General features: G+C 71.4%; 11 protein-coding genes. 3 read left to right on the top strand and 8 right to left on the bottom strand.

Annotation, left to right across the window (positions count from 1 at the left end; genetic code table 11):
- Positions 1–4: 4 nt before the first annotated feature.
- From ftsW to rsmH, 8 genes are all read right to left on the bottom strand, one after another.
- A complete protein-coding gene (ftsW, locus tag K7G59_RS07105) occupies positions 5–1378 on the bottom strand; it encodes a putative lipid II flippase FtsW (protein WP_225831221.1) in 1374 nt (457 codons plus the stop codon).
- Positions 1379–1445: 67 nt separating this feature from the next.
- Positions 1446–2906: a UDP-N-acetylmuramoyl-L-alanine--D-glutamate ligase gene (murD, locus tag K7G59_RS07100; RefSeq protein ID WP_225831219.1), complete on the bottom strand. Its 1461-nt coding sequence runs from the start codon at positions 2904–2906 to the stop codon at positions 1446–1448.
- Positions 2888–3958, bottom strand: coding sequence for a phospho-N-acetylmuramoyl-pentapeptide-transferase (mraY, locus tag K7G59_RS07095; protein ID WP_225831525.1), 1071 nt, complete (start codon positions 3956–3958; stop codon positions 2888–2890). Before mraY ends, murD begins: the two co-directional genes overlap by 19 nt.
- Positions 3958–5373, bottom strand: coding sequence for a UDP-N-acetylmuramoyl-tripeptide--D-alanyl-D-alanine ligase (gene murF, locus K7G59_RS07090; protein WP_225831217.1), 1416 nt, complete (start codon positions 5371–5373; stop codon positions 3958–3960). Before murF ends, mraY begins: the two co-directional genes overlap by 1 nt.
- 4 nt (positions 5374–5377) lie before the next feature.
- The gene (locus K7G59_RS07085) at positions 5378–6898 is read right to left on the bottom strand and encodes a UDP-N-acetylmuramoyl-L-alanyl-D-glutamate--2,6-diaminopimelate ligase (protein WP_225831215.1); all 1521 of its coding nucleotides are present in this window, start codon (positions 6896–6898) and stop codon (positions 5378–5380) included.
- Positions 6899–7096: 198 nt separating this feature from the next.
- Positions 7097–9073 (bottom strand): penicillin-binding transpeptidase domain-containing protein, encoded by a 1977-nt coding sequence (locus tag K7G59_RS07080; protein WP_308294999.1) that lies wholly within the window; start codon positions 9071–9073, stop codon positions 7097–7099.
- Between the two features lie 5 nt (positions 9074–9078).
- Positions 9079–9756: a septum formation initiator family protein gene (locus K7G59_RS07075; RefSeq protein WP_225831212.1), complete on the bottom strand. Its 678-nt coding sequence runs from the start codon at positions 9754–9756 to the stop codon at positions 9079–9081.
- Between the two features lie 34 nt (positions 9757–9790).
- Positions 9791–10747, bottom strand: a complete 957-nt coding sequence (rsmH, locus tag K7G59_RS07070) for a 16S rRNA (cytosine(1402)-N(4))-methyltransferase RsmH (protein ID WP_225831210.1) — start codon at positions 10745–10747, stop codon at positions 9791–9793.
- Positions 10748–11101: 354 nt separating this feature from the next.
- Here rsmH and K7G59_RS07065 point away from each other — a divergent pair, with 354 nt between their 5' ends.
- The 3 genes from K7G59_RS07065 (at position 11102) to K7G59_RS07055 (ending at position 14262) form a co-directional block, all read left to right on the top strand.
- The gene (locus K7G59_RS07065) at positions 11102–11650 is read left to right on the top strand and encodes a carbonic anhydrase (RefSeq protein ID WP_225831208.1); all 549 of its coding nucleotides are present in this window, start codon (positions 11102–11104) and stop codon (positions 11648–11650) included.
- A 204-nt stretch (positions 11651–11854) separates the two neighbouring features.
- Positions 11855–12886, top strand: coding sequence for a MoxR family ATPase (locus K7G59_RS07060; protein WP_225831205.1), 1032 nt, complete (start codon positions 11855–11857; stop codon positions 12884–12886).
- Positions 12886–14262, top strand: coding sequence for a DUF58 domain-containing protein (locus tag K7G59_RS07055; protein ID WP_225831203.1), 1377 nt, complete (start codon positions 12886–12888; stop codon positions 14260–14262). The genes K7G59_RS07060 and K7G59_RS07055 overlap by 1 nt, the downstream gene beginning before the upstream one ends.
- The last annotated feature ends 46 nt before the right edge of the window (positions 14263–14308 follow it).

Here is a 14308-nt window from a genome sequence, read left to right as displayed (position 1 = left end):
AAATTCACCGCTCTCCGGACGTACGCGCCGCCGAGGCACGCCGTCGCATCGTGTTCCATCTCCGAGGAGCTCCGGCCGGCCTTCCGACAGGCGCTGGGTCTCCCGCCCGCTTTCTACCAAAGCGAGGTTGCCGCATCGCAAGCGCCGCCCGCGCAGCGGGCTCGTCGCGCGCGAAGGCGATCAGCAGCCCGATGGCGAACATGGTCGGCAGCAGGGCGGACCCTCCGTAGGAGAACAGCGGGAGGGGGACGCCGGCGATCGGCAACAGGCCGAGCACCGCACCGATGTTGATCACCGCCTGGGCGGTGATCCAGGTGGTCACACCTCCCGCGGCGTACCTCACGAAGGGGTCCTCCGTGCGTCCGGCCACGCGGATACCCGCATAGCCTAGAGCCGCGAACAGGGCGAGCACCGACAGTGTCCCGGCCAGCCCCAGTTCCTCACCGGTGACGGCGAAGATGAAGTCGGTGTGGGCTTCCGGGAGTTGGCCCCATTTTTCCACACTCGCACCGAGGCCGGAGCCGAAGAGTCCGCCGGAGGCGAGGGCGTAGATGCCGTGTACGGCCTGCCAGCAGTCGGCGACGCCGGTCCTGGGCCGGGTGGCGCCGATGCAGGCGAGCCGGGCCATCCGGTTGGGGCTGGTCTTGATCAGGATCACGCCGATCACCGCGGCGATGGACAGCACGCCGGCGAACAGCCTGGTCGGGGCGCCGGCCAGCCACAGCAGGCCGAACAGGATCGCTGTGAGAATGATCGCGGTGCCCATGTCCCCGCCGAGCATGATGAGCCCGAGCAGCATGAAGGCGACCGGCACCAGTGGCACCAGCATGTGCTTCCACTGGGTCAGCAGCCTCTTCTCCTGCTTGCGGGCCATCAGGTCCGCGCCCCACAGCACCAGGGCGAGCTTGCCGAACTCGCTGGGCTGGATCTGGAAGGAGCCGCCGAGGGAGATCCAGTTCTGGTTGCCGTTGACCGCCATCCCTATCCCCGGCACCTGCACCAGGGCCATCAGGAACACGGCACCGGCGAGGATCGGGTAGGCCAGCGCCCGGTGCAGTTTCACCGGCATGCGTGAGGCCGCGAACAGCAGTGCGCCACCGATGAGCGCGGCGAGGAACTGCTTGCGGAAGAAGTACGACCCGGGCAGCGCGAGCTGGAGCGCGGTGATCTGGGAGGCCGAGTAGACCATCACCAGGCCGAGCACGATGATCAGCAGACTGCCGCCGAGGATCAGGTAGTAGGCGGTCAACGGCCGGTCCCAGGCCCTGCGCGCCCGCGTGTACAGCCGTCGTACGGGGTTGTCGCCCGGGGGACGGGGAACGACGGGCCGCCGGACGGCCCGCTGGACCGGCGGACGGCCCGTACGGCTACCGGACATCAACGCCTCCACTGAACGCCGACCGTCCCACGCGTCCCTCCCACAATCCGCCCGGCAGGCGGCCGGGTCAGGCTCCGAGTTCGCGGACCGCCGCCGCGAACGCGTCACCGCGCTGGTTGTAATTGGTGAACATGTCCATGGAGGCGCAGGCCGGGGCCAGCAGCACCGTGTCGCCGGGCTGTGCCAGCCGCTTCGCCTCCGTCACCGCCTGAAGCATCGCCCCAGTGTCGGTCCGGTCGAGGTCGACCACGGGTACTTCCGGGGCGTGTCGCGCGAGGGCCTCGCGGATCAGCGCGCGGTCGGCGCCGATCAGGACCGCGCCGCGAAGCCGCTGTGCCGACCTGGCGACCAGTTCGTCGAAGACGGCACCCTTCGCGAGACCGCCCGCGATCCATACGATCGGTTCATATGCCGCCAACGAGGCTTCCGCCGCATGGGTGTTGGTCGCCTTGGAGTCGTCCACGTAGGCGACGCCGTCGATGTCGGCGACGTGCGCGATGCGGTGGGCGTCCGGGCGGAAGGCCCGCAGACCGTCGCGCACGGCCGTGGGGGGCACCCCGAAGGCGCGGGCGAGGGCCGCGGCGGCAAGGGCGTTGGCGATGTTGTGCGGGGCCGGCGGGTTGACGTCGGCGACCTCGGCCAGCTCCTGCGCGTTCTTGTGCCGGTTCTCCACGAAGGCGCGGTCGACCAGGATGCCGTCCACGACGCCGAGTTGGGAGGGCCCGGGCGCACCGAGGGTGAACCCGATCGCACGGCAGCCCTCTTCGACGTCCGCCTCGCGCACCAGGTCCTCGGTGGCCTTGTCCGCCACGTTGTAGACGCAGGCGACCCGATTGCCTTCGTAGATACGGCCCTTGTCGGCGGCGTAGGCCTCCATGGAGCCGTGCCAGTCGAGGTGGTCGGGGGCGAGGTTGAGGACGGCCGCGGAGTGGGCGCGCAGGGAGGGCGCCCAGTGGAGCTGGTAGCTGGACAGCTCCACGGCGAGTACGTCGAGATCGCCGTACTCCCCGTTGCCGAGGACCGCGTCCAGCAGCGAGACGCCGATGTTGCCGACCGCGGCGGTGCGCAGCCCGGCCGCCTTCAGGATCGACGCGAGCATCTGCACGGTCGTCGTCTTGCCGTTGGTGCCGGTCACGGCGAGCCAGGGGGCTGCCTTTCTGCCGTCCAGGCCGCGCAGGCGCCAGGCCAGCTCGACGTCGCCCCAGACGGGCACGCCCGCCTGCTCGGCCGCGAGGAACAGCGGCTTGTCCGGCTTCCAGCCGGGCGCGGTGACGATCAGCTCGGTGCCCTCCGGCAGGGTTGCCCCGTCGCCCAGGCGCACGGTGATGCCGAGCGCCTCCAGCTGAGCGGCCTGCTCGCGGGCGCGGGCGTCGTCGCCGTCGTTGACGACCGTGACGATCGCGCCGCGTGCGTGCAGCACCTTGGCCGCCGGGACGCCGGAGACACCGAGCCCGGCGACGGTCACGTGCTTGCCCTGGAACTCAGAAGGCCCAGTGGGCACCGAGGAGGTCACTTGTCCGCTGCCCATCCCGCGTAGAAGAGGCCCAGTCCGACGATGACACAGATGCCCTGGATGATCCAGAAACGGACCACCACGAGCACTTCGGACCAGCCCTTGAGTTCGAAGTGGTGCTGGAGGGGTGCCATCCGGAAGACGCGCTTGCCGGTGAGCCGGAACGAGCCGACCTGGATGACGACCGACATGGTGATGAGGACGAACAGGCCGCCCATGATGGCCACCAGCAGCTCCGTGCGGGAGAGGATGGCCAGGCCGGTGAGGACACCGCCGAGGGCGAGCGAGCCGGTGTCGCCCATGAAGATCTTCGCGGGCGAGGTGTTCCACCAAAGGAAGCCCAGGCAGGCGCCCATCAGCGCGGAGGCGACCACGGCGAGGTCGAGAGGGTCGCGCACCTCGTAGCAGGCACCCGGGTTGGTCAGGGTCTGCGCGTTGGCGCAGGACTCCTGGAACTGCCAGACGCCGATGAACGTGTAGGCGCCGAAGACGAGGACGGAGGCGCCGGTGGCGAGGCCGTCCAGACCGTCGGTGAGGTTCACGCCGTTCGACATCGCGAGGATCATGAACAGCGCCCAGATCACGAACAGCACGGGGCCGATCGACCAGCCGAAGTCGGTGATGAACGACAGCTTGGTGGAGGCCGGGGTGTTGCCGCGGGCGTCGGAGAACATCAGCGACAGCACCGCGAAGGCGATGCCGACGATCAGCTGGCCGGCCATCTTCGCCTTCGCCCGCAGGCCCAGCGAGCGCCGCTTGACGATCTTGATGTAGTCGTCCAGGAAGCCGACCAGGCCCATGCCGAACATCAGGCCGAGGACCAGCAGTCCGGAGTAGGTCGGGGGGTAGCCGGTGATGAGCTTGCTCAGGAAGTACGCGGCGATCGTCGCCAGGATGAAGGCGATACCGCCCATGGTGGGCGTACCGCGCTTGCTGGCGTGCTCGCGCGGACCGTCGTCACGGATGTACTGGCCGTAGCCCTTGCGGGCGAGGAGCTTGATCAGCAGCGGGGTGCCGACCAGCGTCAGGAAGAGGCCAATGACTCCTGAGAACAGGATCTGCTTCATCATCGGGCGGCAACCTCACCCTCGGCACCGCCGTCGACCAGAGCCTGGGCAACGCTCTCGAGACCCACCGAACGGGACGCCTTCACGAGTACGACGTCTCCCGGACGCAATTCTCTGCGCAACAGGTCGACCGCCGCCTGTGCGTCGGACACGTGCACCGACTCCTCACCCCACGAACCCTCGTTATATGCGCCCAGTTGCAGCCAGGAGGCCTCGATCCCCCCGACCGCGACGAGCTTGCTGACGTTGAGCCGGACGGCGAGCCGTCCGACGGCGTCGTGCTCGGCGAGCGCCTCGTCCCCCAGCTCGGCCATCTTGCCGAGCACCGCCCACGTGCGGCGCCCCTTGCCCATGGCCGCGAGCGCCCTGAGAGCGGCCCGCATGGACTCGGGGTTGGCGTTGTAGGCGTCGTTGACGATGGTCACGCCGTCCGGGCGCTCGGTGACCTCCATGCGCCAGCGGGAGAGGGAGCCCGCCTCGGAGAGCGCGGTGGCGATCTCGCTTACGGACATACCCAGCTCATGGGCGACGGCGGCTGCGGCGAGCGCGTTCGACACGTGGTGCTCACCGTACAGGCGCATGGTCACATCGCATGCACCGGAGGGTGTGTGAAGCCTGAATGCGGGCTGTCCGCTGTCCGTGAGTCGCACGTTCTCGGCGCGTACGTCCGCTTCGGCCGACTCTCCGAAAAGGACCACCTTCGCCTTGGTACGCGAGGCCATGGCCCGCACCAGCGGGTCGTCGGCGTTGAGGATCGCCGCCCCGCCCTCGTCCTGGGCAGGCAGGGCCTCGACCAGTTCGCCCTTCGCCTGGGCGATCTGCTCCCGGCCGCCGAACTCGCCGATGTGGGCGCTGCCGACGTTGAGCACGAGGCCGATCCTCGGCGGGGTGAGGCCGGTGAGGTAGCGGATGTGCCCGATGCCGCGGGCGCCCATCTCCAGCACGAGGAACTCGGTCTCCTCGGTGGCGGACAGGGCGGTCAGCGGCAGCCCGATCTCGTTGTTGAGCGAGCCGGGCGTGAAGACGGTCGGCGCCTTGCGCCGGAGCACCTGGGCGAGGAGGTCCTTGGTGCTGGTCTTGCCCGCGGAACCGGTCAGGGCGACGAGGGTCGCGCCGAGCCGGCGTACGACGTCCCGGGCGAGCGCGCCGAGGGCGTCCTGGACGTCGTCCACGACGATCGCGGGCACGCCCACGGGCCGGGAGGCGAGGACGGCGACCGCGCCCGCCTCGACGACCGCGGCGGCGTAGTCGTGGCCGTCCACGCGCTCACCGACGAAGGCGGCGAAGAGGCTGCCGGGCACCACCTCGCGGGAGTCCCGGACGACCGGTCCGGTGACCTGGGCGGACGGATCCGGTATGTCGTGCGTCTGCCCGCCGACGACTGCTGCGATCTCGGCGAGGGAGAGGGCGATCACAAGTTCATCCCTGGGTCTTCTGGATAGCTTCGCGAAGCACCTGGCGGTCGTCGAAGGGACGGACCACGCCGGCGATGTCCTGGCCCTGCTCGTGGCCCTTGCCCGCGACCAGCACGGTGTCGCCGGCCTGGGCGCGGCCCACGGCGGCGGCGATCGCGGCGGCCCGGTCCTCGAAGAGGAGCACCTCGCCGCGCTCGTGCACGGGCACGCAGGCCGCGCCCTGGAGCATGGCGGCGAGGATCGCGAGGGGGTCCTCGGAGCGGGGGTTGTCGGAGGTCAGTACGGCCGTGTCGGCGAGCCGGGCCACGGCGGCGCCCATCGGGCCGCGCTTGGTCCGGTCGCGGTCGCCGCCGCAGCCGAGGACGACGTGCAGCCGGCCCTTGGTGACTTTGCGCAGCGCCCTGAGCACCGACTCGACGGCGTCGGTCTTGTGCGCGTAGTCGACCACCGCGAGGTAGGGCTGGCCGACGTCGACGCGCTCCAGCCGGCCGGGCACGCCCGGTACGGCGGCGATGCCGTCGGCGGCGGCCTGGGGGTCGAGACCGGCCGCGGCGAGGGCGACGACGGCGGCGAGGGTGTTCGCCACGTTGAACGGGCCGGGCAGCGGCGACCTGGCGCGGATCCGCTCGCCCTGGGGGCCGAGGACGGTGAACGTCGAGTCCATGGGGCCGACCTGGACGTCGGCGGCGCGCCAGTCGGCGTCGGGGTGGCCCTCGGCGGAGAAGGTGACGACCGGGACGGTCGCCTCCCCGGCGAGCCGGCGGCCGTACTCGTCGTCGAGGTTGATCACCCCGAGTCTGCTGCGTCTCGGTGTGAACAGCTCCGCCTTGGCCTGGAAGTAGTCCTCCATGCCGGAGTGGAACTCCATGTGCTCCGGGCTGAGGTTGGAGAAGACGGCGATGTCGAAGACGCAGCCGTCGACCCGGCCGAGGACCAGGGCGTGGCTGGAGACCTCCATGGCGACCGCCTCGACGCCGCGTTCACGCATGACGGCGAAGAGGGCCTGCAGGTCGGTGGCCTCGGGGGTGGTGCGCTCGGACTTGATGCGCTCGTCGCCGATGCGCATCTCGACGGTGCCGATGAGCCCGGTGCGGCGGGTGGTCCTGAGCCCGCCCTCGACCAGGTAGGCGGTGGTGGTCTTGCCGGAGGTGCCGGTGATGCCGATCTGGAGCAGGTCGCGGCCCGGGTGGCCGTAGATCGTCGCCGCCAGCTCGCCCATCCGGGCGCGTGGGTCGTCCACGACCAGGACCGGCAGTCCGGTCGCGGCGGCGCGTTCGGCCCCCGTCGGGTCGGTCAGCACGGCGACGGCGCCGAGGCCGGCGGCCTGGGTGACGAAGTCGGCGCCGTGCAGGCGGGCGCCGGGGAGGGCGGCGTAGAGGTCGCCGGGGCGCACGGCACGCGAGTCGTGGGTGATCCCCGTGACCCGGGCGCTGGTGTTCTCGGCGGCGACACCCAGCTGATCGGCCAGCTCCGCGAGGGGTGTGGCGGGGGCCTGAACCGGTCGCGGCGGTCCCGGGTATGTCACGGAAGCGCCCTTCTGGGTGGTTTGGTACTGATCAGCGTGTGGCACGGCGGTGAGCGTACCGGGCGCACCCGCTCCGGAGCGAAGTGAGCCCCCTGGGGTGCTGTGGTTCCCGGACTGGTTCCCGGGATCGGGGGTGATCGTTGTCACGACTTGCTTCCTGGTGGTCTTCCGTGGTGCCGGGCCTTGGACCGGGGCTGGTCAGGGCTTGTAGTCGACGGGCAGGTTCGCCGCCTTCGCGCCGGTCGGCGGGATCTGCAGGGTCTTCAGGGCGAACTCCATCACCTGCTTGTAGATCGGACCGCAGATCTGGCCCCCGAAGTAGTTGCCGGAGGTGGCGTTCTGGATGGCGCAGTAGACGGTGATGCGGGGGTTGTCCGCAGGGGCGAACCCGGCGAACGACGACGTGTAGCCGTGGTACTTGCCGGTGGCCGGATCCACACGGTTGGCCGTGCCGGTCTTGCCCGCGACCCGGTAGCCGGGGATGCGGGCCTTGATGCCGGTGCCGTGCTCGTCGTCCACGACGGACTCCAGCATCTGCGCGAGGGCCTTCGCGGTCTTCTCGCTGACGACGCGCGTCCGCTCGGGCTTCGGCGCGGGGGTGAAGCGCCCGTCGGCACCCTTGGTGCCGCGCACCAGCGTCGGCTCGACGCGCACGCCGCCGTTGGCGATGGTCGAGTACACGGAGGCGGCCTGCATGGCGTTGATGGAGAAACCCTGGCCGAAAGGAATCGTGTACTGCTGCGAGGTCGACCACTTGGCGGCGGGGGCGAGGATGCCCGGCGTCTCGCCGGGGAAGCCGAGCCCGGTGTACCTGCCGATGCCGAACTTGTGCAGGTACGAGTAGAGGACCCGGTTGGCCTCGGGCTGGGTCCTGCCCAGCTGGCCGGCGGCGAGGATGGTGCCGATGTTGCTGGACCTGGCGAGCACGCCGTTGAGGGTGAGGTACCAGGTGATGTGGTCGACGTCGTCCTGGAAGAGCCGGTCGCCGCGGTGCAGCCGGTTGGGTACGACGACGTGGGTGAGCGGGGTGGCCGCGTTCTCCTCCAGCACGGCCGCCATGGACATCACCTTGGCGGTGGAGCCGGGCTCGTAGGCGTCCTGGACGGCCGCGTTGCCCATGGCCGTGGAGTCGGCCTTCGACAGGTCGTTCGGGTCGAAGCCGGGCGAGTTGGCCATGGCCAGGACCTGCCCCGTACGGGTGTCCTGGACGATGACGTAGCCGCGGTCCGCCCTGGACTTCTTCACCTGCTCGGTGATGGCGTTCTGCGCCGCCCACTGGATGTCGCGGTCGATGGTGAGTTCGACGTCCGAGCCCGGCACGGCGGGTGTCTCCGTGGACCCGACGGTGGGCACCTCGCGCCCGCCGGCCTGGGCGTAGCGGATCTTGCCGTCCTTGCCGGAGAGCTGTTTGTCCAGCTCCTGCTCGATGCCGCCGCCACCCCGGCCCTCGGCGTTGACCCAGCCCAGTATCCCGGCGGCGAGGTCGCCGTTCGGGTACACGCGCTGGCTGCTGGGGTCGGCGAAGACGCCGGCCAGCACGTTGACCGTGTTGTGGTCCGTCGCGGCCTTCTTGGTCAGGGCGGACTTCAGGTCCTTGATCTGCTTCCAGACCTGCGGGGTCCGGCGGGCGGCGAGCCGGGTGTAGCGGGCGTTCTTGTTCCTGGGCCTGAGCTTCTTGACGATCGTGGACTGGTCCTGGCCGAGGATCGGCGCGAGCAGGGCCGCGGCCTGTTCGGGCCCGTCGTCGATCTTCAGCTGTCTGGCCGTGAACATCGTCGGGTCGGCGGTGATGTCGTAGGCGTCCTCGCTGATGGCGAGGGCCACCCCGTTGCGGTCGGTGATGCCGCCGCGTGCGGCGGCCAGGGTGTGCACGACATAGCGGTTCTGCTCGGCCCGCGCGGCGTATGCGCGGGCGTCGACGGCCTGCACCTGGAGCAGCCGTACGACGAAGGCGAGCAGCACCAGCGCCAGGGCGAAGCCGACCATGCGCAGCCGGGGCCGGGGGCTGCCGAGCCGCAGGGGGCGCCGGTCCGGACGCTGGGCCGGGGGCCGCGTGCCGCCCGGGCGGCGGGCGGGACGGGCACCGGGGCCGGGCTGCCGCCGCACGGCGCCCTGCGGCCGGGGAGGCTTGGCCGGTCCGGGCACACGACGGCGCGGCGGTTGCCTGTCGGACACTTCCGTCACCTGCCGGAGGTCGGAGGAGGGGCTGACTGGGGACCGGTCACCGCGGCCGGCGGGGCGGGGGCGCCGTGCGGCCGGACCGGCGGGGTGGAGGGCGCCACGGAGGGGCCCCCGGAGGAGGTCGACGAGGGAGCCGCGGAGGCCACCGCGGACGGGGGCGCGGAGAGCGGCGCGGAGGGGGGTGCGGAAGGGGACGTGGAGGGGGGCATGGACGGAGCGCCGGAGGGGCCCGTGGAGGGCGGCGCCGGGGAGCGGCCGGTGGCCGGGGTCATCGCCTCGGGGGCGACCGGGGCGTTGAAGGCGGCGGATTCGGGGCCGGCGGCGCCGGGGACGCCCTTGACGGTGCCGTCGGGGCCGAGGAAGGCCGGGTCGCCGCCGGGGACCATGCCGAGTTCGCGGGCGCGGCGCTGGAGGGCGTCGGGGGACGAGTAGGCGTCGATGTCCCGCTGGAGCGCCTGCTCCTCGTCGGTGAGGTTCTTCGTCTGCTTCTGGAGGGCGTCGAGTTTGAACGAGCCTTCACTGAGGGCGGAGTTGAGCACCAGCAGCCCGATGAGGCCGCCGCCGAGCAGCAGGACGACGAGGAAGACGAACGGGGTGCGGGCCGCCCGCGCGCGCCCGGCTGGCAAGAGCCGGGCGAGCCGGGCGGCCCTCCCCCTCAGTTCGGGTTTCCTGCTCACATGGCCTCCGGTGAGTCCGGCGGACCCGACTCGCTCACTCGGCGTCCTCCCTGATGCGCTCGGCACCGCGCAGCCGGGCCGGAGCCGCCCGGCGGTTCTCCGCGATCTCCTCCTCGGTGGGAAGTTCGGCACCGCGCGTGAGCAGCTTGAGCCGGGGCTGGTAGCGCTCGGGCACGACCGGCAGCCCGGGCGGGGCGGTGGACGCGGCACCGGCCGCGAAGACCTGCTTCACCAGACGGTCCTCGAGCGAGTGGTACGACAGCACGGCGATGCGACCGCCGACGGCGAGGGCCTTCACGGCGGCCGGGACGGCCCGCTCGAGCACGGCCAGCTCGCCGTTGACCTCGATGCGCAGCGCCTGGAACGTGCGCTTGGCCGGGTTGCCGCCGGTGCGCTTGGCGGCCTGTGGCAGCGCCTCGCGGATCAGCTCCACGAGCCGTGCGCTGTTGCTGAACGGCTCCTTCTCACGCTCGCGCACGATCGCGGACACGATCCGCTTGGCCTGCTTCTCCTCGCCGTAGGCGCGCAGGATGCGCACCAGCTCGCCCGCCGGGTACGTGTTGAGGACCTCGGCGGCGCTGATGCCGGCCGTCTGGTCCATGCGCATGTCCAGGGGCGCGTCCTGGGCGTAGGCGAAGCCGCGGCCGGCCTCGTCCAGTTGCATGGAGGAGACCCCGAGGTCGAAGAGGACGCCCTGTACGCGCGCGATGCCGAGCCGGTCGAGGACGTCGGGCAGCTCGTCGTAGACGGCGTGCACGAGGGTGGCGCGCTCGCCGTAGGGGGCCAGCCGCTCACCCGACAGGCGCAGCGCCTCCTTGTCCCGGTCCAGGCCGATGAGCCGCGCCTCGGGGAACCGTGCCAGCAGCGCCTCGCTGTGCCCGCCGAGGCCGAGGGTGCAGTCGACGACCACCGCTCCCGGCCGCTCCAGGGCGGGAGCCAGCAGGTCCAGGCACCGCTGGAGCATCACCGGGACGTGTCGACTCTGGCTCAAAGGGGCCTCTCAGTTCCGGCGGGCCGTACGCACCGTCGGGTCCCCCGAGCCGTACGTACGCGCCGCGCGCGCGAGGAGACGGGTCCGGGCGTGTGCCGGGGTCTCCGGGGGTTTCAGCAGCGGAGAGAGACTCGTCTCCCGCTTTCGCGTCACTTTAGTCCACCCCGTCCCGCCGTCAATCAACCGGCCTGCGCGTCGCGCACCGCATCACGGAGCGAACCACACTTCGAACGGATTCACCCATCCGGACCATGTTTGCCCTCCGTGTGGGTTAGCTCACAACAAGCCACGATGACGTTCTTTGTCCACCCTCACAGCGGACTGATGCCGCCTGTGACCAGTACCGTCATGGGTATGACGACTTCTGCAGCAGTTCCCACTGGATCCGAAGGCGCCATAGCGAACGGCGACAGTGTGACGAACCGCCTCGTTGAGGCCAATCAGCGGTACGCCCAGGACTTCGCCGACCCCGGCATGGACGCCCGTCCGGTGCTGCACGTGGCCGTGGTGGCGTGCATGGACGCCCGGCTCGACCTGCACGCGGCACTCGGTCTGGAGCTGGGCGACTGCCACACCATCCGCAATGCCGGCGGCGTGGTCACCGACGACGTGATCCGTTCCCTGACCATCAGCCAGCGGGCACTGGGCACCCGCAGCGTCGTCCTGATCCACCACACCGGCTGTGGTCTGGAGTCGCTCACCGAGGACTTCCGGCACGAGCTGGAGATGGAGGTCGGCCAGCGCCCGGCCTGGGCGGTGGAGTCCTTCCGGGACGTCGACCAGGATGTGCGCCAGTCCATGCAGCGGGTGCGGACCTCGCCGTTCCTGCTGCACACCCAGGACGTGCGCGGCTTCGTCTTCGACGTGCACACGGGTCTGCTGCGCGAGATCGACCCGGCCTGACGACCGGGCCCACCCCATCCCGACACCCCTGGAACCGGCATCCTGCGGGCAGTTGTCCACAGGCGAGTGACACGAATCGGTAACGGCAGCAAGAATGCGGGGTGTGGCAGCACGCGGAACCATTTCCGCGTGGTGCCCGTGTTTCGGGGTGGGCCGGTATCGCACGCAGAGCGTCGGCCCGGATGAAGGGGCCGAGGAGGGCCGGTGACGACCTATGACGATCGAGCGAGCCTCACTGATCTGACCGCGACGGTGGAGCGGGTACGCGGTTCGGTGGAGGGCGTGATCGAGGGCAAGCCCGAGGTCGTACGGCTCGCGCTGACCGTGCTGCTCGCCGAGGGCCATCTGCTGATCGAGGACGTTCCCGGCGTCGGCAAGACGATGCTGGCCAAGGCGCTGGCGCGGTCCATCGACTGCTCGGTGCGGCGCATCCAGTTCACGCCCGACCTGCTTCCCTCGGACATCACCGGCGTGTCCATCTGGGACCAGCAGCGCCGGGACTTCGAGTTCAAGCCGGGCGCGATCTTCGCGCAGATCGTGATCGGCGACGAGATCAACCGCGCCTCCCCCAAGACCCAGTCCGCGCTGCTGGAGTCCATGGAGGAGCGGCAGGTCACCATCGACGGGCAGACCTACGAGCTGCCCAGCCCGTTCATGGTGGTGGCCACGCAGAACCCGGTCGAGATGGAGGGCACCTACCCGCTGCCCGAGGCCCAGCGCGACCGCTTCATGGCCCGCGTCTCCGTCGGCTACCCGAGCGTCGAGGCCGAACTGCAGATGCTGGACGTGCACGGCGGCGTCTCACCGCTGGAGGACCTCCAGCCGGTGGCGCACGCCCACGAGATCGTGAAACTGATCGAGGCGGTGCGCGCGGTATACGTCGCCGAGCCGGTGCGGCGGTACGCCGTGGACCTGGTCGCCGCCACACGCACGCACCCCGACCTCAGACTCGGCGCCTCCCCGCGCGCGACGCTGCACCTGCTGCGCGCGGCGAAGGCGTGCGCCGCACTCTGCGGCCGTGAGTACGCACTGCCGGACGACATCCAGGCGCTCGCCGTCGCCGTCCTCGCCCATCGGCTGCTGCCCACCGCCCAGGCCCAGCTGAACCGCCGTACGGCCGAGCAGGTGGTGCTGGAGATCCTCCAGCGCACCCCGGTGCCCGCGGCATCCCAGCAGAACAGCCGCCTCGGCCGGGGCGTGCCGGAGTATCCGCAGCAGCCGCCGCGGAGCCTGTGATGAGCGCCGGGGGGACGAACGCCGGGGGCATGGGGCGTCCGGAGGCCGAGCGGGGCCGGCCGGGCGCCGTCCGCACGGCTCTGGAGGGGCTGACCACCCGCGGACGGTCCTTCCTGGCCGCGGGCATCGCGGCGGCCGTCTGCGCGTACGTGCTGGGCCAGAGCGATCTGCTGCGGGTCGGCCTGCTGCTGTCCGCGCTGCCCCTGATCTGCGCGACGGTGCTGTACCGCACGCGCTACCGGGTGGCCGGCAGCCGCCGTCTCTCCCCGGCGCGCGTGCCCGCCGGCAGCGAGGCCCGGGTGCACCTGCGGATCGACAACGTCTCCCGGCTGCCCACCGGTCTGCTGATGCTCCAGGACCAGGTGCCCTACGTCCTCGGGCCACGCCCTCGTTTCGTGCTGGACCGGGTGGAGCCTGGCGGGCGCCGCGAGGTGTCCTACCGGGTCCGCTCCGACCTGCGGGGCCGCTATCCGCTGGGCCCGTTGCAGCTGCGGCTGACCGATCCGTTCGGCATGTGCGAACTGACCCGCTCCTTCTCGGACTTCGACACTCTGACCGTCATCCCGCGCGTGGAGCCGCTGGCCACGGTCCGGTTCAGCGGCGAGGCCAAGGGGTACGGCGACGGACGGCAGCGCTCGCTGGCCCTGGCGGGCGAGGACGACGTGATCCCGCGCGGGTACCGCTACGGCGACGATCTGCGCCGGGTGCACTGGCGGTCCACCGCGCGCCACGGCGAGCTGATGGTGCGCCGGGAGGAACAGCCGCGGCGCTCGCACTGCACGGTGCTGCTCGACACCCGGGGTGTCGCCTACGCGGGCGCGGGCCCCGACTCGGCCTTCGAGTGGGCCGTCTCCGGCACCGCCTCGGTCCTGGCGCACATGCTCGAGCGGGGCTTCTCGGTGCGCCTGCTGACGGACGACGGCAGCGCGTTGCCCGGCGGGGGCACCGACGGGTTCTCGGGCACCGGCCAGGAGGGCGCGGACGCGGCCGGGCTGATGATGGACACCCTCGCGGTGATCGACCACTCCGACGGCACGGGCCTGTCCCGGGCGTACGACGTGCTGCGCGGCGGCAACGAAGGGCTGCTGATCGCCTTCCTGGGCGATCTGGACGAGGAGCAGGCCACGACGGTCGCCCGGATGCGCCGGCGCAGCGGTGGCGCCGTCGCCTTCGTGCTGGATCCCGGCACCTGGGTCCGGGAGGCCACCGACGTACCGGGTCCGGGAGACCGGCACGCGGAGCGGCTGCGCATGCTGCGCGAGGCCGGCTGGACGGCCCTGAGCGTGCCGCGCGCCGCCTCGCTGGACGATCTGTGGCGGCAGGCGGACCGGGTACGGTCGGGCCTGGCGGCCATGAGCGGGGAGGCACTGGGATGAGCCGGGGGGCACCGGGGAGCCCGGACACACCGGGAAGCACGGAGAC

It is taken from the genome of Streptomyces sp. NK08204 (assembly GCF_020400585.1).
Lineage (GTDB): Bacteria > Actinomycetota > Actinomycetes > Streptomycetales > Streptomycetaceae > Streptomyces.
Note: the sequence above shows the minus strand (reverse complement) of the source record. Positions and strands in the feature narration are given on the sequence as shown.